At 42.4% G+C, this 23460-nt stretch carries 21 protein-coding genes; 13 read left to right on the top strand and 8 right to left on the bottom strand.

Annotation, left to right across the window (positions count from 1 at the left end; translation table 11 throughout):
* Positions 1-26: 26 nt before the first annotated feature.
* Together GDK41_RS09050 and tcdA are read left to right on the top strand one after the other, a co-directional pair.
* Positions 27-692, top strand: a complete 666-nt coding sequence (locus GDK41_RS09050; RefSeq protein WP_152086104.1) for a TIGR01621 family pseudouridine synthase — start codon at positions 27-29, stop codon at positions 690-692.
* A gap of 1 nt (position 693) precedes the next feature.
* On the top strand, positions 694-1494 hold the full coding sequence (gene tcdA, locus GDK41_RS09045; protein WP_152086103.1) for a tRNA cyclic N6-threonylcarbamoyladenosine(37) synthase TcdA: 801 nt from the start codon (positions 694-696) through the stop codon (positions 1492-1494).
* 176 nt (positions 1495-1670) lie between these two features.
* On the opposite strand, the gene GDK41_RS09040 is transcribed toward tcdA, so the two are convergent.
* The 3 genes from GDK41_RS09040 to GDK41_RS09030 form a co-directional block, all read right to left on the bottom strand.
* Positions 1671-2078 (bottom strand): SufE family protein, encoded by a 408-nt coding sequence (locus GDK41_RS09040; RefSeq protein ID WP_152086102.1) that lies wholly within the window; start codon positions 2076-2078, stop codon positions 1671-1673.
* A 5-nt stretch (positions 2079-2083) separates the two neighbouring features.
* Complete coding sequence (locus GDK41_RS09035; RefSeq protein WP_152086101.1) at positions 2084-3301, bottom strand: aminotransferase class V-fold PLP-dependent enzyme; 1218 nt, start codon at positions 3299-3301, stop codon at positions 2084-2086.
* 103 nt (positions 3302-3404) lie between these two features.
* The gene (locus tag GDK41_RS09030; protein ID WP_152086100.1) at positions 3405-4691 is read right to left on the bottom strand and encodes a citrate synthase; all 1287 of its coding nucleotides are present in this window, start codon (positions 4689-4691) and stop codon (positions 3405-3407) included.
* A gap of 398 nt (positions 4692-5089) precedes the next feature.
* On the opposite strand from GDK41_RS09030, the gene sdhC reads away from it, so the two are divergent.
* From sdhC to sucD, 8 genes are all read left to right on the top strand, one after another.
* On the top strand, positions 5090-5467 hold the full coding sequence (gene sdhC, locus GDK41_RS09025) for a succinate dehydrogenase, cytochrome b556 subunit (RefSeq protein WP_070990767.1): 378 nt from the start codon (positions 5090-5092) through the stop codon (positions 5465-5467).
* Positions 5458-5805, top strand: coding sequence for a succinate dehydrogenase, hydrophobic membrane anchor protein (sdhD, locus tag GDK41_RS09020; RefSeq protein ID WP_152086099.1), 348 nt, complete (start codon positions 5458-5460; stop codon positions 5803-5805). Before sdhC ends, sdhD begins: the two co-directional genes overlap by 10 nt.
* A complete protein-coding gene (gene sdhA / locus GDK41_RS09015) occupies positions 5806-7578 on the top strand; it encodes a succinate dehydrogenase flavoprotein subunit (RefSeq protein ID WP_152086098.1) in 1773 nt (590 codons plus the stop codon).
* A 10-nt stretch (positions 7579-7588) separates the two neighbouring features.
* Positions 7589-8308 carry a succinate dehydrogenase iron-sulfur subunit gene (locus GDK41_RS09010; protein WP_152086097.1) on the top strand — a complete coding sequence of 240 codons (720 nt, stop codon included), beginning with the start codon at positions 7589-7591 and terminating at the stop codon, positions 8306-8308.
* Between the two features lie 85 nt (positions 8309-8393).
* Positions 8394-11207 (top strand): 2-oxoglutarate dehydrogenase E1 component, encoded by a 2814-nt coding sequence (locus GDK41_RS09005; RefSeq protein ID WP_152086096.1) that lies wholly within the window; start codon positions 8394-8396, stop codon positions 11205-11207.
* 10 nt (positions 11208-11217) lie between these two features.
* Complete coding sequence (odhB, locus tag GDK41_RS09000) at positions 11218-12711, top strand: 2-oxoglutarate dehydrogenase complex dihydrolipoyllysine-residue succinyltransferase (RefSeq protein ID WP_152086095.1); 1494 nt, start codon at positions 11218-11220, stop codon at positions 12709-12711.
* 178 nt (positions 12712-12889) lie between these two features.
* Complete coding sequence (gene sucC / locus GDK41_RS08995) at positions 12890-14056, top strand: ADP-forming succinate--CoA ligase subunit beta (protein ID WP_152086094.1); 1167 nt, start codon at positions 12890-12892, stop codon at positions 14054-14056.
* Positions 14056-14928, top strand: coding sequence for a succinate--CoA ligase subunit alpha (sucD, locus tag GDK41_RS08990; protein ID WP_105168407.1), 873 nt, complete (start codon positions 14056-14058; stop codon positions 14926-14928). Before sucC ends, sucD begins: the two co-directional genes overlap by 1 nt.
* 152 nt (positions 14929-15080) lie before the next feature.
* Here sucD and GDK41_RS08985 read toward each other — a convergent pair whose 3' ends face one another.
* From GDK41_RS08985 to GDK41_RS08965, 5 genes are read right to left on the bottom strand one after another with little or no spacing between them, the layout of a single operon-like run.
* Positions 15081-15773, bottom strand: a complete 693-nt coding sequence (locus GDK41_RS08985; protein WP_152086093.1) for a response regulator — start codon at positions 15771-15773, stop codon at positions 15081-15083.
* 13 nt (positions 15774-15786) lie between these two features.
* On the bottom strand, positions 15787-16110 hold the full coding sequence (locus GDK41_RS08980; RefSeq protein WP_152086092.1) for a hypothetical protein: 324 nt from the start codon (positions 16108-16110) through the stop codon (positions 15787-15789).
* Between the two features lie 27 nt (positions 16111-16137).
* A complete protein-coding gene (locus GDK41_RS08975) occupies positions 16138-17484 on the bottom strand; it encodes a tetratricopeptide repeat protein (RefSeq protein ID WP_152086091.1) in 1347 nt (448 codons plus the stop codon).
* Positions 17474-18049, bottom strand: coding sequence for a hypothetical protein (locus GDK41_RS08970; protein ID WP_152086090.1), 576 nt, complete (start codon positions 18047-18049; stop codon positions 17474-17476). Before GDK41_RS08970 ends, GDK41_RS08975 begins: the two co-directional genes overlap by 11 nt.
* A complete protein-coding gene (locus tag GDK41_RS08965; RefSeq protein ID WP_172971590.1) occupies positions 18036-19601 on the bottom strand; it encodes an ATP-binding protein in 1566 nt (521 codons plus the stop codon). The genes GDK41_RS08970 and GDK41_RS08965 overlap by 14 nt, the downstream gene beginning before the upstream one ends.
* A gap of 326 nt (positions 19602-19927) precedes the next feature.
* Between GDK41_RS08965 and GDK41_RS08960 the strand changes: the two genes are divergently transcribed.
* The 3 genes from GDK41_RS08960 to GDK41_RS08950 all read left to right on the top strand — a co-directional run bounded on the left by GDK41_RS08960 (position 19928) and on the right by GDK41_RS08950 (position 23365).
* Positions 19928-21139, top strand: coding sequence for a serine protease (locus GDK41_RS08960; RefSeq protein WP_152086088.1), 1212 nt, complete (start codon positions 19928-19930; stop codon positions 21137-21139).
* 145 nt (positions 21140-21284) lie between these two features.
* A complete protein-coding gene (gene imuA / locus GDK41_RS08955) occupies positions 21285-21965 on the top strand; it encodes a translesion DNA synthesis-associated protein ImuA (protein WP_172971589.1) in 681 nt (226 codons plus the stop codon).
* A complete protein-coding gene (locus GDK41_RS08950; protein WP_152086086.1) occupies positions 21962-23365 on the top strand; it encodes a Y-family DNA polymerase in 1404 nt (467 codons plus the stop codon). The genes imuA and GDK41_RS08950 overlap by 4 nt, the downstream gene beginning before the upstream one ends.
* Positions 23366-23460 lie beyond the last annotated feature (95 nt).

Here is a 23460-nt window from a genome sequence, read left to right as displayed (position 1 = left end):
GGTTTATTTTATAACTGGACGCTAACATGGCAGATATTGAATTAGTTGCGGATGAGCCCGATTTTGTAATTGCACATAAAGCCGCTGGTATCAGTTTTCATAGTGAAAGCGAGGTCGGTTTTGTTGTGCAACTAGAAAAGCAGCTTGGTTGTAAGTTGTATGCTGTTCATAGGCTAGACAAAGTGACTTCAGGGTTGCTGATACTTGCAAAATCCAGTGCTGCAGCCAATAAGTTGAGCCAGTTATTTGCAGAGCGTAAAATAGATAAAGCCTATCTTGCGCTAATAACAGATAAGCCAAAGAAAAAACAAGGTTGGATCAAAGGGGATATGGGTAAAGCGCGTCGAGGTGCATATAAACTTCTTAAAACAAGCGAGAACCCCGCCATAACTCGGTTTTATAGTATAAGTGTCGCGCCAGGTTTAAGAGCATGCATTTTAAAGCCGTTTACAGGTAAAACCCATCAATTAAGAGTCGCTTTAAAAAGTTTATCGGCACCAATTTTAGGCGATGAGCTATACGGTGGACAAAGCGCCGATCGGGTATATTTACACGCATATGCATTACGGTTTATATGGCAAGGTGTAGTAAGGCAATACATTATTAAACCGAGTCCTCAACAACATTTTACAGAATTATTTCAACATGAGGAATTCGCCAAATGGCAAAATCCTTGGCAGTTAGAGTGGTAGTATGACACAGCAACAAACCCAGTTACGTTTTGGTGGAATTGGCCGCCTATATGGTCAGCAGCAATTAGATTGGTTGAGCGAAGCCAAGTTTTGCGTTGTAGGTATAGGAGGGGTAGGTAGTTGGGTAGCTGAAGCGCTTGCTCGCACAGGTGTCGGGCATATCTGTTTAATCGACTTAGACGATATTTGTGTAACCAATGTCAATCGACAAATTCATGCTTTATCGGCTTCAATCGGTGAGCAAAAGATAGAGGCAATGCGTGATAGGTTAAAGGAGATAAACCCAAACTGTGAAGTACAGTTAGTAGACGATTTTATCACGCTGGATAATATTCCTGAGCATATCAATGACTTTGATTATGTCATTGATTGCATAGATGCAGTTAAAGAAAAAGCAGCATTAATAGCTCACTGCAAACGTCGTAAAATCCCAGTTATAACCACAGGTGGCGCAGGTGGACAAACAGATCCTAGCCAAATCCAATTTGGTGACGTTGCTAAAACAACACAAGATCCGTTACTAGCAAAAGTGCGTTATTTACTGAGGAAAAATTACAATTATTCAACTAATCCAAAGCGTAAGTTTGGCGTCGATTGCGTTTATTCTACCGAACAGTTGGTTTACCCAACAGAAGGTGGAGAGGTATGTATGGCTAAACAGCACGCTGACGGAAGCAAAAACATGGATTGCGCGACTGGCTTTGGCTCTGCAACTATGGTCACCGGTACGTTTGGTTTTTTTGCAGCCTCTAAAGCCATTCGCAAGTATCTTGATAAAAAAGCAAAGCAGATGGCCTGTTAGTTTTAAAAACATTACCAATTATTTTAAATGGCTTTCAATCAACTCTGGTGGTAATGCTTGTTCATTTGTCGCAAGCAGAACTGTGATTTGGCAGTAATAGTCATAAGTTTTTCATAAATAAAGCGTTGCAGCAGACGCTTTAAATACAACAGAGTTGATAAAATAAAAATACAGCCTTAAGCCCACTTGGATGCATGCGCTTGAATTGTGTCTACAATCGCTTTGATACCATTTCCTCTTGAAGGGCTTAGATGTTTAATTAAACCAAGCGCTTCAAATTCAGTATACGCATTTATTTTTTTGGCTTCACTGGGTGTTAGGCCACTATACATCGACAGCACAATGGCAAGCAGGCCTTTGACGATACGGGTATCTGAATCGCCAACTAACAGTAAGTGTTGTTGTTGTTCGTCAAGCTCAATATGCAGCCACACATTGCTTTCGCAGCCAGTCACTTTTGCCAGATCAGTTTTAAGTACCTCTGGTAAAGGCGGAAGCTGCTTGCCGAGTAACATAATCTCTCGGTAACTCTGTTGCCAGCTCGTTGTATTCGACAATTTGTCGTAAATTTCCTGATACGTCACTAATTTTACCCTTCGATTAACGCAATGCACTCATTTAATGCGTTAATAAATCTATCAATGTCTGTTTTGTTATTGTAAAACGCTAAGCTTACGCGAATTGTACCGTTTAAGTTTAGCGTTTGCATTAGTGGTTGTGTGCAATGGTGGCCACTTCTGATAGCCACACCATAGCTATTAAGTAGCATGGCAAAATCGTAATGATGTTCAGACTTATAGGTAAAGCTGGCGGTGCCAATGTTGTTTTCTAAGTCACCGTAAAGCTTAATACCGTCGATTGCACAGAGCTGTTTAACTAGGTACCGATATAAAGACTGTTCAAAACGCTGTAGTGAAGTAAATTCAATGTCATTTAAATAATCTAGCGCAGCGCTAAAGCCCAGCACGGCGGAAATATTAGGGGTACCTGGTTCAAATTTAGCGGGAGCGTCTCGGAATGTTGTTTTTTCAAACGATACTTGTTCGATCATTTCACCGCCGGTTTGGTAAGCAGGTAAAGCGTTAAGCTGTTTATATTTTCCATAAAGCACGCCTAAGCCTGTTGGGCCGAGTGCTTTATGTGCTGAAAAAACATAAAAGTCGCAATCTAACTCTTTCATGTTTGGTCTTAAATGCAAAAAAGCTTGTGCCCCGTCAACAAGTGTAATTGCCCCAAACTCTTTAGCTTTAGCAACTAGCTTTTTTACATCTTGAATGTTCCCAAGCGTGTTAGATGCATGAGAACAGGCGAATATCTTAGGCTTTAGCTGAGCAATTATGTTTATTGCTTGTTTTGTCTCGATTATACCGTGCTCGTTAACTGGAATTACCTGTAACTTGGCATTAGTACGCATTGCAAGCTGTTGCCAAGGTACAATATTTGCGTGATGTTCAAGGGCTGTAATCAGAATAATATCGTTATCCGATATATATTGCGTTAATCCAGATGCTACCAAATTAATGCTGTGTGTTGCGCCACTGGTCCAAACGATTTCTGTCGCGTTTGCACCAATAAATTGAGCCACTTTTTCACGCGTTTTTTCATAACGTGAAGTTGCTTGTTCGCTCAGAGTGTGTAAACCTCGGTGTACATTTGAGTTGTTTTTTGCATAGAAGCGATTAATCTCATCAATTACAGACTGAGGCTTTTGGCTGGTGGCACCTGAATCTAGGTAGACTAAAGGATTACCTTCTGTCATCTGATCAAGTGCTGGAAAATCGTTTCGCAGCTGTGCAATATCACTCATGCAATGTTCCTTAAGGTTGGCGGAGCGTGGATTTTAAATAGATTACAGTTTAAAGCCAATAAAAAAGGCCGCAATTAGCGGCCTTGATTGAGATAAAATATACTTATCTATCAGAAGCAGCTTTGTAATCACGCTGCGTGTAGCCTGTATAAAGTTGGCGAGGACGGCCAATTTTGTGACCTGGCTGAGACAACATTTCATCCCAGTGTGAGATCCAACCAACTGTACGAGACATTGCGAAGATAACGGTAAACATACTCGTTGGAATACCAATTGCCTTCAAGATGATACCTGAGTAGAAATCTACGTTAGGGTACAGTTTTTTCTCGATGAAGTAAGGGTCTTCTAACGCGATTTGCTCAAGCTTCATAGCAACATCCAATAGCGGATCTTGAATATTTAGCTCTTTAAGCACTTCGTGACATGTTTCACGCATTACTGTTGCGCGAGGGTCGAAGTTTTTATAAACACGGTGACCAAAGCCCATTAGACGGAACGGGTCGTTCTTATCTTTTGCTTTGGCAACGTATTCATCGATACGGTCAACTGAACCGATTTCTTCTAACATGTTCAAACATGCTTCGTTTGCACCGCCGTGAGCAGGGCCCCAAAGTGATGCAATACCTGCAGCAATACAAGCGTATGGATTAGCGCCAGAAGAGCCAGCTAAGCGTACTGTTGACGTTGAAGCGTTTTGCTCGTGGTCGGCGTGAAGCATGAAGATTTTATCCATTGCTTTAGCAAGGATAGGGTTTACTTCATATTTTTCTGCTGGAACTGAGAACATCATGTGTAAAAAGTTTTCAGCGTAGCTTAGGTCGTTGCGAGGATATACAAACGGCTGACCAACGTTGTACTTATAAGCCATTGCTGCGATTGTAGGTAGTTTTGCAATTAGACGTACAGCACTACGGTGACGTTGTTCTGAGTCTGAAATATCTAAATCATCGTGATAGAAAGATGATAGTGCACCAACAACGCCACAAAGCATTGCCATCGGGTGAGAGTCTACACGGAATCCTTGGAAGAAAACCGCAATTTTTTCATGCAACATGGTGTTGCGTGTGATCTCATCTGCAAATTCAGCATGTTGTTCAGCTGTCGGTAACTCACCGTTTAGTAAAAGGTAACAAAGTTCGATGTAGTTCGACTTATTTGCAAGCTGCTCAATTGGGTAGCCGCGATGAAGTAATACGCCTTTCCCGCCGTCAATGTAGGTGATAGATGACTCGCACGAACCGGTAGACATAAAACCTGGGTCATATGTGAAGTGGCCATGAGCGCCTAAAGTGCGAACGTCTATTACGTCTTGGCCAGCTGTGCCTGAGTAAATCGGAAGCTCGATCGGATCGTGACCTTCAATATGTACTGTGGCTTTTTTATCTGCCATCTATTTATCTCCTATGAAATAACAACTCTGATTGTTATGTTGTGATACTAATGTTAAGCAAATTCTGATCATTTTAACGTAAAAATAGGGTGGAAAGTCAATTTTTCTAAGAATTATGCAAATATGTATAATAAATATTCTGTTGAGATTAAATATTATACCATTGGCTAATTCGCAACCGTCTCAATCTAAACAAGAATTGTAAAAGCGCGCACGGCCTTATATACTGTCAAAGGTTTTATACCGTATCGTCTGTGGGTAAACCTATTTTTACGAAAAATGATCGTTTTTTTGGAAAAACAGGTTTATTTAGAGTGTGCCATTTGCATATGTCGTGCAAATGGGTTTTATAAAAACAAGTAGATGAGCTCCTTTGTGGGCAAGATGGGCAAGTAACTGTGAAAAAGCAAAGACCTGTAAATCTAGATCTTACGACTATATCGATGCCGGCAACGGCTAAAGCGTCGATCCTACACCGTATTACTGGTGTAGCATTATTCTTCGCTTTAACTTTTGTCATTTGGGCTTGGTCTGAGTCTCTTTCTTCTCCTGAAGGTTTTGAATTTGTAAAAGGCTTATTTAGTGGCTTTATTGCAAAATTCATTGCGTGGGGCACCGTCAGTGTACTGGCATATCACCTAATTGGTGGTATCCGTCACATGATCCAAGATATGGGTCACTGGGAAGAATTAGAATCTGGCAACAGCAGCGCTAAAATTGCAATCGCACTTTCTGTAGTGGTAGCAATCTTAGCAGGAGTGTGGATATGGTCTTAAATCAAGCAACTTTCAAGCGTGATGGCGTACAAGATTATGTTTCATTGCGTACAACCGCATTAGTAATTGCAGCATATGCAGTATTTATTGTTGGTTATTTACTTCTTACTCCAGAACTAACATTCGAAGCATGGAAAGGTTTGTTCTCAAATCTGGCTGTTAAAGCAGCAACCATCGTTACTCTAGTGTGCATCATGGTGCATACACGTATCGGCCTTTGGCAGGTCTTAACTGACTATGTAAAGTGCTCTACGATGCGTTCAGTACTTGGCTTCGTTTTAAACTTAATGGCCCTTGCTTACGTAGCAATTGGTCTGTTTGTTCTGTGGGGTGTTTAAGTGAAATACAATACTCGTGAATTTGATGCTGTAGTAATTGGTGCCGGTGGCGCTGGCATGCGTGCAGCACTTGCTATTTCTGAATCAGGCAAAACTTGTGCATTGATTTCAAAAGTTTTCCCAACACGTTCTCATACTGTATCTGCGCAAGGTGGTATCACTGTAGCGTTGGGTAACTCGCATGAGGATAACTGGGAATGGCACATGTACGATACGGTTAAAGGCTCTGATTTTATCGGCGACCAAGACGCTATCGAATACATGTGTCAAACAGGCCCTGAAGCGATTACTGAATTAGAAAACATGGGTTTGCCGTTTTCTCGTTTTGAAAATGGTCGTGTTTATCAGCGTCCTTTTGGTGGCCAATCGAAAAACTTCGGTGGTGAGCAGGCTGCACGTACAGCAGCAGCTGCAGACCGTACAGGTCACGCACTACTTCATTGTTTGTATCAACAAAACGTTAAAAATAAAACCAACGTTTTCTCTGAGTGGTACGCACTAGATTTAGTTAAAAACGACAACGGCGACGTAGTTGGTTGTACTGCAATTGATATCGAAACAGGCGAAGTAACTTACTTCAAGTCAAAAGCAGTAGTGCTTGCAACTGGTGGTGCGGGGCGTATATATGCTTCTACGACCAATGCACACATCAATACTGGTGACGGTGTTGGTATGGCAACTCGTGCTGGTATTGCCATGCAAGACATGGAAATGTGGCAATTCCACCCAACGGGTATCGCAGGAGCCGGTACGCTAGTAACAGAAGGTTGTCGTGGTGAAGGTGGTTACCTTCTGAACAAAGATGGCGAACGTTTCATGGAGCGTTATGCACCGAATGCGAAAGATTTAGCATCGCGTGACGTTGTTGCTCGTTCTATGATGACCGAAATTCGTGAAGGCCGTGGCTGTGATGGTCCTTGGGGTCCACACATTAAACTTAAGCTAGATCACCTAGGTGAAGAAACACTTAACTTACGTCTTCCAGGCGTTTGTGACTTATCTAAGACGTTTGCTCACGTTGATCCAGCAAAAGAGCCAATTCCTGTAATTCCAACGTGTCACTACATGATGGGTGGTGTACCGACTAACGTTAATGGTCAGGTACTAAGCGTTGACGAAAACGGCAACAACAAACTTGTTGAAGGTCTGTTCGCGGTAGGTGAGATTGCATGTGTATCTGTACACGGTGCAAACCGCTTAGGCGGTAATTCACTACTTGACTTGGTAGTATTTGGTCGTGCGGCAGGTAACTTCTTGGGTCAGTACCTTGCTGATGCGCAAATCTCTAAGCAAGCTTCTAGCGATGACATTGATTCAGCGTTTGCACGCTTTAACCGCTGGGAAAATTCAACGAAGGGTCAGGGCGAAGATCCTGTGCAAATCAAGAAAGATTTACAACAGTGCATGCAGCTTAACTTCTCGGTATTCCGTGAAGGTGATTCAATGGCTGAAGGCCTGCAGCAGCTTAAAGAAATCCGTGAGCGTTTACAACATGCGCGCCTTGACGACAAGTCAACTGAGTTCAACACACAACGAATTGAGTGTTTAGAGCTTGATAACTTGATGGAAACAGCATACTCAACAGCAGTTGCTGCAAACTTCCGTACTGAAAGCCGTGGTGCTCACTCTCGTTTTGATTACCCAGATCGTGATGATGAAAACTGGTTATGTCATACAGTGTATAACCCAGTGACGGAAAGCATGAGTAAGCGCGAAGTTAACTACGCGCCTAAGACTCGTGAAGCATTCCCACCTAAAGCACGTACTTACTAGGAGCTAGACGATGGCAACTTTAGAATTTTCTGTTTATCGTTATAATCCTGACGTGGATAATGCTCCACGTATGCAGGACTACACGCTTGAGGTAGAAGAAGGTCGTGACATGATGGTGTTGGACGCGCTTTTACTTCTAAAAGAGCAAGATCCAACGTTATCTTTCCGTCGTTCATGTCGTGAAGGTGTATGTGGTTCTGATGGTGTGAACATGAATGGCAAAAATGGCCTTGCATGTATCACTCCGCTTTCAGCATTACAAAAAAATGGTAAAGGCAAAATCATTCTACGTCCGTTACCTGGCTTGCCAGTAATTCGTGACTTAGTTATTGATATGAGCCAATTCTACACTCAGTATGAAAAGGTTAAGCCATTCTTGATCAACGATAAGCCTACAGGCGGCGTTGAACGTCTTCAATCTATTGAAGAACGTGAAGAACTTGATGGTTTATACGAGTGTATTTTATGTGCGTGTTGTTCAACGTCGTGTCCTTCGTTTTGGTGGAACCCAGACAAGTTCATCGGCCCTGCAGGTCTTTTGCATGCTTATCGTTTCTTGGCTGATAGCCGCGACACAGCAACAGAAGAGCGTTTGGCAGATCTTGACGATGCGTTCAGCGTATTCCGCTGTCACGGTATCATGAACTGTGTTAGCGTATGTCCAAAGGGCTTGAATCCAACTAAAGCCATTGGTCAGATTAAATCTATGTTGTTAAATCGTTCGGTTTAATACATATTTATATCCTTAGATGGCATGCAAGCGCATGCCATCTTGTTATTATTTAAATTTCTGCGCTAGAGAAAAGGGCTAATAAATGCACGAAGGTGTGATGAAGGCATGGCTAGAATCTTCGCATTTGTACGGCGGAAACGTAGCTTATGTAGAAGAGCTGTATGAAGCGTATCTTGATGATGCGACTTCAGTGCCAGAAGAATGGCGAGAAGTGTTTGATCAGCTGCCAAAAGTTGATGGAGTGGATGTTGACGTTAAACATTCACAAGTGAGGGAGCAATTTGCTGAACTTGCAAAGAACAAACACAGAGAAGTGGTAGTTGCAGCAGATAGTACATCTGACGCTAAACAGGTCAGGGTATTGCAACTAATAAACGCATTTAGGTTTAGAGGCCATCAAAACGCCAACCTAGACCCACTGGGTTTATGGAAGCGTGAAAGGGTTCGTGATTTAGAGCTCGACTACCATGAACTAACCGATGCGGACTTAGATAAAGAATACAACGTTGGCTCATTTGCTTGTGGCAAAGAGACAATGAAATTAAAAGACTTATATGCTGCCCTGAAGAACACTTATTGTGGTTCAATCGGTGCAGAATATATGCACATCACTTCTACAGAAGAAAAGCGTTGGTTACAGCAGCGCCTAGAGTCAACTTTCTCAAAGCCTCAATTTAGTAAAGAAGCAAAACTACGTATTCTAAAGGGTCTAACTGCGGCAGACGGCTTAGAAAAGTATCTAAGTGCTAAATTTCCAGGTGCTAAACGTTTCTCGCTAGAAGGTGGTGATGCGTTAGTGCCAATGCTTAAAGAGCTAATACATCGCGCTGGTGAAAGTGGTCAGCAAGAAGCGGTTATTGGTATGGCGCACCGTGGTCGTTTAAATGTACTTGTTAACGTACTGGGTAAGAACCCTCAAGTATTGTTTGATGAGTTTGCAGGTAAGTACGGCGAATTAGCCGGCTCTGGTGATGTTAAATATCATATGGGTTATTCATCTGACTTTGCGACGCAAGGTGGTGATGTACACATGGCTCTGGCATTTAACCCGTCTCACCTAGAAATTGTTAACCCAGTTGTAATGGGCTCTGTTCGTGCTCGTTTAGACCGTTTAGGTTGTAAAACTGGCTCAAAAGCATTACCTATTACTATTCATGGTGACTCAGCGATTGCTGGGCAAGGTGTTGTACAAGAAACATTTAACCTATCGCAAACTCGTGCGTTTGGTGTAGGTGGTACAATCCGCATCGTGGTTAATAACCAAGTTGGCTTTACAACTTCAAAGCAAGAAGATGTGCGCTCTACAGACTACTGTACCGATATCGCAAAAATGGTTCAGGCACCAATCTTCCATGTTAATTCTGATGATCCTGAAGCGGTTGCATTTGTAACTCAAGTTGCACTTGATTTCCGTAATCAGTTCCGCCGCGATGTAGTGATTGATTTAGTATGTTATCGCCGCCATGGCCATAACGAAGCTGACGAGCCAAATGCAACTCAGCCATTAATGTATCAAAAGATCAAAAAGCATCCTGTACCACGCCAGCTTTATGCCGATCAACTTGCTCTTGAAGGTATCATTTCAGCTGACGAAGCAAAGGCTTTGGCTGATGAATACCGCAACGGCTTAGATAATGGTAAGTGCGTTGTTGAAGAAATTAAGCCAGATACTAAACATTCATCGGATTGGTCTAAGTTTGTAGGCCATGATTGGGATGTAGCATACGACCCTAAATTATCAGTTGATAAGCTTAAAGAGCTTGCTGAAAAAGTATCGACATATCCAGATACACACAAAGCACAGTCACGCGTTAAGAAAATTTATGATGATCGTAAGGCGATGGCAAAGGGCGAAAAGCAGCTTGACTGGGGTATGGCAGAAACACTGGCGTATGCTACTTTAGTTGACGAAGGTGTCGATGTGCGTATGACAGGCCAAGACTCAGGTCGAGGCACATTCTTCCACCGTCACGCTGTTGTACATAACCAACAAGATGCGTCTACTTATATCCCTCTGCAAGATATTCATGAAAAGCAAGGGACGTTCGAGGTTTATGACTCAGTACTATCTGAAGAAGCTGTACTGGCGTTCGAATATGGTTACGCCACTGCTGAGCCTACATCATTGGTACTTTGGGAAGCACAATTTGGTGACTTCGCAAACGGTGCTCAAGTTGTATTCGACCAATTCTTAAGCTCTGGTGAGCAAAAGTGGGGTCGTTTATGTGGCTTAACAATGCTACTTCCTCACGGTTACGAAGGTCAGGGACCAGAACACAGTTCAGCACGTTTAGAGCGTTACCTGCAGTTGTGTGCTGATCACAATATGCAAGTGTGTGTGCCTTCAACACCAGCTCAAGTTTACGCTATGTTACGTCGTCAATCAGTGCGTCCTTTGCGCCGCCCATTGATTGTAATGACACCAAAGTCATTGCTTCGTCACCCGCTTGCCGTATCTTCAATTGAAGAACTTGCCGAAGGTGTGTTCCATAACATGATTGATGAGATCGATGACATCGATCCGGCTAATGTTAAACGTGTTGTGTTCTGTAGTGGTAAGGTATATTACGAGCTATTGCAAGAACGCCGTAAACAAGAGCTAGATGATGTTGCGATTGTGCGTGTAGAGCAGTTGTATCCTTTCCCACATCAGGAGATGGATGAAATTATGGCTCGTTATCAGCACGTTAAAGACTTTGTTTGGTGTCAAGAAGAGCCGCAAAACCAAGGTGCTTGGTATTGCTCTCAGCACCACTTCTGGGATGCAATCCCAGCAGGTGCAAACCTAACTTATGCTGGCCGTAAAGCATCGGCAGCACCAGCGTGTGGCTACATGTCAACACATACTAAAGAACAAAACGCGTTAGTTGCTGACGCATTAACAATTAAAAAATAAGGGATAAGAGATGACAACCGAAATTAAGGTTCCTGTTCTTCCTGAGTCAGTTGCAGACGCCACAGTAGCAACTTGGCACGTTAGCGTTGGTGATACTGTATCTCGTGACCAAAACCTTGTAGATATTGAAACAGACAAGGTAGTACTCGAAGTAGTCGCACCACAAGACGGTGTTATAACAGAGATCAAAGAAGTTGACGGTGCAACGGTTCTAGGTGAACAAGTTATCGCAATTTTAGGTGATGCTGGCGAAAAGGCCAGCGCACCAGCTCAATCAAATGAACAACCAGCAGCGTCTTCATCGGCGCCAGCAGCAGAAGGTAAAGAAGTGGACATTAAAGTACCTGTACTTCCAGAGTCAGTAGCAGATGCTACAATCGCAACTTGGCATGTTCAACCAGGTGAAGCGGTGAGCCGTGACCAAAACCTAGTTGATATCGAAACTGATAAAGTTGTATTAGAAGTTGTTGCACCAGAAGACGGTGTAATGGGTGAGCATATCCATGCTGAAGGTGAAACTGTACTTGGTGAGCAAGTGATTGGTAAAATCACAGCCGGCGGCGCACCAAGCGCATCAGCACCTGCGGCTCAAGAAGCGCCAGCTTCTTCTGACGAAAGCTCAGATGTGTTAACGCCATCAGTACGTCGTTTAATTGCTGAAAAAGGGCTAGATGCGTCTAAGATTAAAGGTTCAGGTAAAGGCGGTCGTATCACTAAAGAAGACGTTGATACATTCTTAAAATCTGCACCAGCTGCTAAACCAGCTGCAGCGCAAACAACGACTCCAGCGGCCCCTATGGGTGAGCGTACTCAAAAACGTGTTCCTATGACGCGTTTACGTAAGACGATTGCAAACCGTCTACTTGAAGCGAAAAACTCAACTGCGATGTTGACGACTTTCAATGAAGTAAACATGAAGCCAATCATGGATCTTCGCAAGCAGTATCAAGAAGTTTTTGAAAAGCGCCATGGTATCCGTTTAGGTTTCATGTCTTTCTACGTTAAAGCAGTGACAGAAGCACTTAAGCGTTTCCCTGAAGTAAATGCATCTATCGATGGTGATGACATTGTTTATCACAACTATTTCGATATCAGCATCGCGGTATCTACTCCTCGTGGTCTTGTAACTCCAGTACTTCGTGACTGTGACAAGCTATCAGTTGCTGAAATTGAAAAAGGTATTCGTGAATTAGCACTCAAAGGTCGTGACGGTAAGCTAACGGTTGATGATATGACTGGTGGTAATTTCACTATCACTAACGGTGGTGTGTTTGGCTCGTTACTTTCTACGCCAATCATCAACTTGCCGCAGTCTTCAATCTTAGGTATGCATAAGATCCAAGAGCGTCCAATGGCAGTAAATGGTAAAGTTGAAATCTTACCAATGATGTATCTGGCATTAAGTTACGACCACCGTCAAATCGATGGTAAAGAATCTGTAGGCTTCTTAGTCACAATTAAAGAGCTATTAGAAGATCCTACACGTCTATTATTAGACGTATAATCATAATTGATTAGATATTAAGCTGTATGTTGGTTCATACAGCTTTTTTTTTGCGCCTTTGGTCTAACTAGGGTTTTCATCGTACGCCTTGGGATCTATACTAGGAGCGCAATTTGGGATAGCTGATTATTTGCATAAATATTCAGCTTTTTTAGTATAAGAAATTGGATAAAGCATCATGAATTTGCATGAGTATCAGGCAAAACAACTATTTGCCGACTATGGTTTGCCAGTATCTGAGGGTTTCGCTTGTGATACACCTCAAGAAGCGGTAGAAGCAGCTGCTAAAATCGGCGGCGACAAATGGGTAGTTAAGTGTCAAGTACACGCCGGTGGCCGTGGTAAAGCGGGCGGTGTTAAGCTTGCTGATAGCAAAGAAGAAATTCGCGCATTCGCTGAAAATTGGTTAGGTAAAAACTTAGTTACTTACCAAACAGACGAAAAAGGTCAGCCAGTAGCTAAAATCTTAGTAGAAAGCTGCACAGACATCGCGAACGAATTATACCTAGGTGCTGTTGTAGACCGTGCAACTCGTAAAGTGGTTTTCATGGCATCTACCGAAGGTGGTGTTGAAATTGAAACTGTTGCAGAAGAAACACCAGAGCTAATTCATAAAGCTGAAATTGATCCACTAGTTGGCCCTCAGGCTTACCAAGGTCGTGAGTTAGGCTTCAAACTAGGTCTAAACCCAGCACAAATTAAACAGTTCGTTAAGATCTTCATGGGTCTTGCAACTATGTTTAACGACCACGATTTCGCATTACTTGAGATCAACCCTCTAGTGATCACTGATCAAGGCAACCTTCACTGTCTTGACGGTAAAATTGGTGTAGATGGTAACGCATTATTCCGTCAGCCTAAGATCCGTGAATTCCACGATCCTTCACAAGAAGACGCGCGTGAAGCACACGCAGCAAGCTTCGAGCTTAACTATGTTGCTCTAGACGGTAACGTAGGCTGTATGGTTAACGGTGCGGGCCTAGCAATGGGTACTATGGACATCGTAAACCTACACGGTGGTAAGCCAGCTAACTTCCTAGACGTTGGTGGCGGCGCGACTAAAGAGCGTGTAGCAGAAGCATTCAAGATCATTCTTTCAGATGACAATGTTAAAGCCGTACTCGTTAACATCTTTGGTGGTATCGTTCGTTGTGACATGATCGCAGAAGGTATCATTGGTGCAGTTAAAGAAGTTGGCGTTCAAGTACCAGTAGTTGTACGTTTAGAAGGTACAAACGCTGAACTAGGTCGTGAAGTTCTAGCTAACTCTGACCTTGACATTATCGCTGCAGAATCACTAACAGATGCTGCTGAGAAAGTTGTTGCTGCTGCGGAGGGCAAATAATGTCTGTATTAATTAATAAAGATACTAAAGTAATCTGTCAGGGTTTCACTGGCGGTCAAGGTACTTTCCACTCTGAGCAAGCTATCCAGTATGGTACGCAAATGGTTGGTGGTGTATCTCCAGGTAAAGGTGGTCAAACTCACCTTGGTCTTCCGGTATTTAACACTGTACGCGAAGCAGTAGAAGCAACTGGCGCAACTGCTTCAGTTATCTACGTACCAGCACCTTTCTGTAAAGATGCGATCCTAGAAGCTATCGATGCTGGCATCGAGCTTATCGTTTGTATTACTGAAGGTATCCCAACACTAGACATGGTTGACGTTAAAGTTAAGCTAGACCAAACTGGTGTTCGTATGATCGGTCCTAACTGCCCAGGTGTTATCACTCCGGGTGAAACTAAGATTGGTATCATGCCTGGTCACATCCACAAGCCTGGTAAAGTAGGTATCGTTTCTCGCTCTGGTACTTTAACGTACGAAGCTGTTAAGCAAACTACTGACGCTGGCTTTGGTCAGTCTACGTGTGTTGGTATCGGTGGTGATCCAATCCCAGGTACTAACTTCATCGACGTACTAGAGATGTTCCAAAACGATCCTCAAACTGAAGCAATCGTAATGATTGGTGAGATCGGTGGTACAGCTGAAGAAGAAGCCGCTGAGTACATCAAGCACAACGTAACTAAGCCTGTAGTATCTTACATTGCTGGTGTAACTGCACCTGCTGGTAAGCGTATGGGTCACGCTGGTGCAATCATCGCTGGCGGTAAAGGTACGGCTGATGAGAAATTCGCAGCACTAGAAGCGGCAGGGGTTAAGACTGTTCGTTCACTAGCTGACATCGGTTCTGCGCTTAAAGAAAAAGCAGGTTGGTAATCAACATTTAGCTTTTTAAAAAGTGCTTACAAAATGCCAGTCTATATGACTGGCATTTTTGTTTTACGAACTTTTATTTACAAGTAAAAGCAATGCCCAGCGCTTAAAAGTAGCGTTGTTCAGCAAGTTTGGCTAATGCGTGGAGCGATTTGCTAAAAAGCCAGCAAGTAGCCAACGTTCCTTACTGTTTTTATAATACTGGGATCTTTTGGGTCATCTCCTAGTTTTCGTCTTATACGCGATATTCGTAAATCAATAGAACGGTCTAGGCCATCGTAAGGTAGTTTGAAAATTTGTTCATGTAACTCCTCACGTTTGACAATTTCACCCACTTTAAGGGCGAGTTGCCAAAGTAGATCAAACTCAGCGCTTGATAAGGTAACTTCGCGATCTTTGACTTTCACTTCCCGTTTAGAGTTGTCAATACATATTGATTGACCAAAGCAGTACACTTCTTGTTGTTTGCTCATTGGTATCAACTTTTCCTGGCGTCTAATCTGAGCGCGAATATGCGCGAGTAATACCCTAGGCTTTACTGGTTTGGCTAGGTAATCATCTGCGCCCACTTCTAAACCCGTGACTTCGTCAATGTCATCACCCAATGCAGTTAACATGATGATCACTCCTTGATAAGCCTCTCTAATCGCTTTACATATACTTAATCCGTCGATATCAGGCAGCATGAGGTCTAGGAGGATCACGTCAGGATTAATAGTTTGAATGATTTGGTCAACTTCTCTGCCATGGTGAAAGCAATGCACGACAAAGCCATTGCTCATCAAATATTGACTGATCAAGGCAGTCAGTTCTTCATCGTCATCAATAATAACTACTGTATTTGACATACGCACTCCAAGGTTAGTTAGACAATCTATTGCTGGCGATTGGATTTTGTAAAATAAAAGGGAGGCTTAGTGATTGCCTGTCAAGTGATAGCCAAATAAGGTGTGGCATACGCCGACAACGATCTTGTTTAATCCGTGTTATCGTAACATTGTCTTTCGATTGTATAATTTTAAAAGATGATGCGTCGGTGCAGCCAAAAGATCTCACTTGTATCACAAAACTATCACCTGCAATTTTTACTCCATACAAAGGCTCTGGTTGATGACTATGGTCGTCTGTCCCGTGTACAAAGTGTGCTAGCACTAGCATTGCTAAGCTAATAACCCATCTAATCATAATCGCTCCGTTTTATTGTCACTTTAATTAAAAGCGGTACTCAATACTTGCTTCAAGGCGTTGCCAGCTGTCATCACCAAGCCCCATTTCAATGCGGTTGTCGCCAAGATTGCCAAGTAATAAGAGTGCTAGTTTTTCATTTGCTTGATACTTAAAGCCAATACTAAGTGTTCGCTTAGTTTCTCTTGACCAGGCAACCAATTCAGGATCACTAATCTCGTACTTAAGCACATAATGGTTATAAGAAATATAAGTAACGATGTCTCGGTGCGGGTTGTAGTAAAGAGCCCCAGAAGTATGCGTGTTGCGATAAGAGTTATAGTCATCATGGGCGTTTAGTCTGTAGTACTTGCTTGCGAACGACAAGCGCCATTGCGAAGAGAATACATACGTATATTCAATCGCAGGTACATGAACAGTCGCATTATAATCTTGCAATGCGCTACGATAATGCTTTTGCTCGACGTCATAAGAAAATTTTAGTTTGGATGATTCAAATGGTAGCGTCCACGCTAGACGTAGTCGCGATTTATTGATGAGTTTATGATTATCCACATAGTCCACTTTGGCATATGCGTTCAGTTCCAGTAACCAACGATTGATTTGTAACAGATATGCCGATGTATCAAAATGATAACTGAGGTATTTGTTATTATCACTTTTATCTAGTTGTTTATATTTGACTTGGACATCAGTATCAATAATCCACTGGGTTGGGTAAGAAAACCAAGCGAGCATATCGACGGGACGATAGCGATAGTTCGCGCTTAATGCTTGACTAACATAGCCAACTTCATTTTTATTAGAGATTTCTTCACGGCCAAAAAGCTGCTCATCTATAGCATAATCGGTATAGATAAACTCACTGTCAATCCACGAGTCGTTCAGCTCTTCATCGCTTGACCAATATTCGCTATCTTGCACTGTGTCGTCAAATGTATAAACGGGGAAGCTGTTTTGCACTATATCTATGCCAACAGAAGTGTTAGAAGTAAAGTAGAGGGTATGAGGAGCTAGCGAGCGTCGCAGTTGAAGGGTCAGTACTCGTTTAAGCTTGCTAATTACGGCATGTTCACTGTCAGACAACTCTAAACTTTCTAAGTAAGTTACCAATTGTTCGGCGCGGTCGTACTGTCGTAATTTTATATAGTTTAGCGCCAGCTCTATATTAATGCGTTTATGACCTATAAATGTTTCGCGCAGCGATGTTAATAAGCTAATTGCTTGGCTATATTCACCCGCTTTACGGTGAGTTACGGCTTGATTTAGCATCTTTTGAGCTGATGTGTGTGTTTTAGCTAAGCATGACATTGACACCATTGTTAACCAGGCAGACAGCAACCCGATATACATGCTTAATTTTTTACTTTTCATACAAATTTAACTCATCGTCTAGTTGTTTATGTTTGAGCTTTTTCTCAAGCTTTTCAAGCTCTTTGTCTATATCAATGAGAGTGCTGTCATCAAGTGTATTGATCAATAACTCTTCGCCACCTTGAATACCAACCCCTTTAGTGGCGGCTGGGGTGGGTGATAACTGCTCTGGTGGCGTGCCTTTTTGATCTTGTAACGACTCGGTTAGCTGTAATTCGTGTTCTTGATTAAGCTCTAATAAAGTTAACTCAGATGATAATGCCTCATCGATAGCCAGATCTTCCAAGTTGTCCTCAAGTAGTAGCGCCTCGTCTAATAATTCTATGGGTTCTTTAGATTGCAAAAATTGATCGTCATTTTTGTGTTGCTGTGGCACTTGCTCGATAGTTTCAAGCTGTGTGTCCAAGTTGTTGAGGATGCTTAAGAGCTCTGCTTCATTTTTTTCATCAGCGACTTGTTTAAGTATTGGTTTGGGATTCTGGGCAATATCTTTGTTAGCTGCGTTAACGTTAGAGCAGATGCAAGTCGTAAACAGTACAATTAGGATGAAGTTAACAGTGCGCATTGCTCACCTCAGTGATAGGCCACCTTATGCTAAACAGTGTCCCCCCATAATTGCTATCCACAACTGATATAGTGCCTTGGTGCCAATGGGCAATTTGTTGCACAATCGAAAGACCTAGACCATACCCGCCAGATTGTCGTGCTCTGCTTGCATCTAATCGCTTAAAAGGTGTAAAAATATCAATGCGTTGCTCCTCTGGAATACCGGGCCCATCATCGGCAACCCATAAAATAAAGCTATCAGCATCTTTTTGATAACCAATTTCTATGCGTGCTTTTGCGTATTTGAGGGCATTCAATAATAAGTTACCAGCTGCTCTGAAAATGTAATGCTGATCAGCCAGCATCGGTTGATGACTGTTAATGGCCATATCAATATGTATATTGGAGTGAGCTGGTGCATGAGTTTTTATTAGCTGCTTGATAAGCTGTGTTGCATCAATTGCTTCAAATGTTAATTCTGGCTGGTGGCTTTTTAGCTTTAGAAAAGTGAGTACCTCATCAATTAACTTCTCTAGTTCATCTAGATTCTTTTCAATGCCCTGAGCGTGCTGGTTTGGTTGCTTGGCTTCTTGCAGCATAACAAGCTGAAATCGCACGCGAGTAATGGGCGCCCTAAGCTCATGAGAAATAGCACGTACCATGTCAGTTTGAGCTGCAAGCAAGCGCTGAATTCTGAGCGCCATTGAGTCAACCGTATTGGAAAGTTTGGTGATAGCATCAGATGGTGCATTATCGGTGGTTATCATTTCTTTGTCTTGTGCGATGGCAACAATTTTGTCATCTACCTCAGCTAGACGCCGTTCAATGGGTTTTACTAAATAGAATACGGCTGTTGCCATCGCAACCAAAGTAAAGGCGATTGCTGCAATAAGGTGTGATAGCGGTAACCAATCAAAAAGTGGGATCATACCCAGTTTTAATACAAATCGACTATTGCCAATGGGAGCGTAAGCCATCATATTGGATGTAGTTGCCCCTGAGATATTAAGTACAACGGCGACGTCGCCCTTTTTAATGGTACGTAAGTTAGAAGCACTAATTGCTAAATCAGACATCGCGACAAGTTCAATAGGGTAGCTGTATAACTCTTTGAGTCGATTTAATGCTTCTAGTCGTGCTTCGCTACGGTGGCGACCTAATTCATTTAGCATTAAAAATGCGCTGATCCGCACGAGTGACGTGCCGTAATCATCGACCTGCACCGATAAGTAGCTCTGCTCATCGGGTAATAAAATATAGGCTTTACTGGTTACTAATTCTTTATCAACAACAAATAAGAATTTGTCTTTTAATAACTTTCTTAATTGCTTATCGGGTAACTGTTTATCGGCAAAATACTGTGCCTCAAAGCTCAGGCCACTGAGTCTTTCGATGGCTGACAGCCATTGCTCTCGTTCTTGACCGCTGTGGCGCGCAACACCTTCGCCAATAAGTTTAAATGTACCACTGTAATGCTGATAAATATGTTCAGTAATACGCGATTTACTCACTGTATAAGCAGACAATGCAAACAGCATGACAATACTCACAATTGCTAAGAGTATGCCCATGTAAATTCTAAAAAAAATATTATGCATTTGTCTGTGTGTCGTATAAAGCGTGCGCTAAGGTTCATTTTGCCTAAATTGCATAGGATATACCAGCAGCGTAATTTAGCGTTATGTATCCAATTGTAGCCGTTTGTACACAGTAATTAGGTCTTGATTTTAATGCTTAGTGCGCTTTCATACTCAAGCCTTCTTTAAATTTGAGTGCGACAACGGGCTACAAACCGATACTTTCTGATGAATTTAAGCACTACAGCTGTACATACCACCACGCAATAATGGCTTCGCTGAAAGGCAATCATCAACATTCATTATTAAGGTAAATAACTATGCTAAAAAAATCACTTACTGCAATTGCCATTATGCTGAGCTGCTCTGTAACTGCGGGCGACGCTAGTACAAAACTTAAATCACAGCAATTTTCAGATTCCATCAGAATCGTCGGTGGTAATGAGGCGACGCCACACTCTCGTCCATACCAAGTGTCGGTTCAAAGTCTTGGTGGAGAGCATTTCTGTGGCGGCTCGCTTGTTGCCGATAATTTAGTGTTAACAGCGGCACACTGTTTGGAAGGGGTAAATGGAGAATCACCGGAAATACAGGTACGTGTAGGTGCTCATAGCCTGAAAGATGGTTCTGGGCAAGCAATTGTAGTAGATAAAACGTATACCAATCAGGAGTATCCTGGGCTGTCAAAAGATGTGGCTGTTTTAAAACTAAAAGAGAAAATAACGGACAAGAATGCCAAGGTTATTAAACTGGCAGAGCCTACCTTTTTTAATTCAACAATTAAACCCGGCACCAGTTTGGCTGTGTCAGGTTGGGGTACGCTCAGTTACGGTGGACAAGCACCTGATAAATTAATGGAAGTAAGCGTGCCTTATGTAAGTAATGCTGTGTGTAATAGCGCACAAGCTTACAATGGTTCGGTGCAAGACACTGAACTTTGCGCCGGCTTTCAAAAAGGCGGGAAAGACTCGTGCCAAGGTGATAGTGGTGGCCCACTCGTATACCAACGCGGTAGCGAATTTATTCAAGTAGGTGTAGTTAGCTGGGGTGAAGGCTGTGCACAAGAGAATAAGTATGGTGTATATGCCAATGTTGCTGCTTTAAAAAGTTGGATTGATAGCGCGATGGCAGGTAATGAGCCTGTATCAGGCGGTGGGAGCGACGGTGGTACAGGCAATGGTGATACTGAGCAGACCTACCTTGCCATTCAAGAGACCGTTAATTATAAAGTGGGTAATGATGCTCTGCAGTTTGTACTTGATGTGCCTGAAGGTGTTAATGTGGTTTATATTGCAACCCGAGGTGGTGAAGGCGATGTTGATGTCAGTGCGCAATATCAGCAGCCCGAAAATGATGGTAATACGCAAGCAAATGAGTTTTGGTTTGATGAAGATATTACTTTTTATTCTTCAACAAACACGGGTAATGACGAAATGCTGGTTATTGAGTTTCCAAAAGCAGGAGAGTGGCTCATTAGTTTGAGTGATACCTCTGACTTTGCAAAAGTTGAACTGACCGTTTTCTCGCATTAAAAACTCTTTCCCTGAGTATTGAGCCTGCCTTTGGCAGGCTTTTCTATTTGTCTCTCGTATGAGACTATGCCGCTTTGTTTGATCTTGCAGTTTATGCATAAATAATTATACTGTTTAAATGTACAGTATTTTGATTTTGATATGTATGAGCGAAATAATAGATTTACTGCAACATCGCCAATGGCTGTGGCAGGGGAGTGAACAGGCTCAATCGTTTGAACGCATTAGTACAGGTATTGCTGTACTTGATGAACAGTTACAGGGGGGCTTACCTAAACAGGGGATCATTGAAGTGCAATCGCCAAGTGGCATTGGTGAGTTAAAACTTTGGTTGTCTTATTTGCAAGCACAAAAAGACTTAATTGTGTTTATTAATCCACCGGCTCATGTGAATGCTCATCAGTTATATCACCTAGGTTTTGATAGTCAGCAATTGTTATTGATCCAGCCAAAATTAGAAAAAGAAGCGCTTTGGGCCAGTGAGCAGTGTTTAAAAAGTAATACTTGTAGCAGTGTTTTGTTATGGCATAACACATTAACAATATCACAAGCTAAGCGATTACAGCTTGCATCAGAGCAAGGCGGTTCCTCACTGTTTTTATTCAGATCTATCAATGAGTCGCTTTTTTCATTACCTGTGACGCTGTGTTTAGCCTTGTCGGCTCATAAGCAAGGTATGGCGATCACAGTCAAAAAACAAAAAGGGGGCTGGCCTAAAAATACCTTTGTACTTAATTTAGCAGAATACTGGCCACAGCTAGTGCCTGTAGCGCTAGAAAGCGGCAATGTAATGTCTTTTGCGGCATCATTTCGGATAGCCAAATGACATTGTGGTTATATATTCATTTTGAACATTTGCACTTAGATAGCCTGCTTTGTGAACCGGGGAAGCCTGCTATTGTGGTGGTGAATAGCCACACTAATCAGGTTGTTCAGGTATCTGATTGTGCACTCAAAACAGGTGTTAAGCTGGGGATGGGGTTGGCAAGTGCAGCAAGTTTATGTGAAAACCTACAGGTGGTTGCCTATGATGAATCTTTAGAAAGTGCCAAGTTAGAAGAAATCGCTAGTTGGCTGTACTTAGTAACAGCCGATATCTGCTTGTTTCCGCCGAATGGTATTGCACTCAAGGTAACAAATATGCTGTCTTTGTATAAAAGCTTAGACAATTACTGGCACCATATTCAGCAGCATTTAGCTGATTTTAAGCTGAGCTATAGTTTTGCCACGGGTTACTCGGTGCTGGTTGCAAAGTTACTTGCGCAAGGTAAAAAAAACCTTGTAACTGATAATGCCAAAGAGCTTATGGCGCAAATAATGGGCATTACTTTACAAAGTACAGAGCTTCCTCAAAAAACATGTGAAAAGCTACAACGTCTACGTATTACTATATTGTCGCAACTACTCAACATTTCCATTGCTGATCTAGCTAAACGGTTTGATATTGAGTTGGTGCAATATATAGGGCGCCTTAAAGGCGAATTACAACATCCCTTAACTTATTATGTTCCTGCCTTGGTATTTTCTCGCCAGTTGACTTTATTATATGAATTAGAAAACTTGCAATGGTTGGCAAAACCGCTGGGTAAGTTATTAAAGCAACTCGCGCTATTTTTAAGGCAGCGAAACAAACTTGCGCTGCAAATTCATTTAGAACTGCAATTAAGAGACCAAGAACCATTAGTATTGCAAGTGGCAACAGCGAAAGGAGAAGGTTGTGCGAAAGCTTGGCAATCACTCTTAGAGTTAAAACTTTCTAATATTCATTTATCCGCACCAGTACAAGCTATCACATTATCGGTTAAAGACTTTGTCGATAATCAATATGGGAATCAGTCGTTATTTGACCCTAACAGTGAAGGGATAGATGCCGCTGAACTTGTGGCAAGGCTACAGGCTAAGTTGGGTGAGCAAGCTGTACATGGGTTTGAAGTTTATGCCGATCATCGACCCGAGCGTTCATTTTCTCCCAGTAAGCCTTTAGTTAAAAGTATCGAGTTGCAGCGCATGCCAGAGCAACAAAGGCCGAGTATGTTATTGCCGCGCGCGACGCCTTTACAAGAAAAAGTTGTAATTTACTGGGGGCCAGAAAGAGTGTGTACTGGCTGGTGGGATAATCATGTTGTAGAGCGTGATTATTATATTGCTCGAAACGCACAAGGACAGTGGTTATGGGTTTATAAAGAGCCATCACAGCGCTGGTTTGTGCACGGACTATTTTGTTAGTCGTCGGTAGTGAACTGGCATAGTATTAAAAAATATTGAGTAAAAACGATAAGAGGGCTGCTGGTACAACCCAATATGTCTTTGAAATGGGCAAT

This window comes from Pseudoalteromonas sp. A25, from assembly GCF_009176705.1.
Lineage (GTDB): Bacteria > Pseudomonadota > Gammaproteobacteria > Enterobacterales > Alteromonadaceae > Pseudoalteromonas.
Note: the sequence above shows the minus strand (reverse complement) of the source record. Positions and strands in the feature narration are given on the sequence as shown.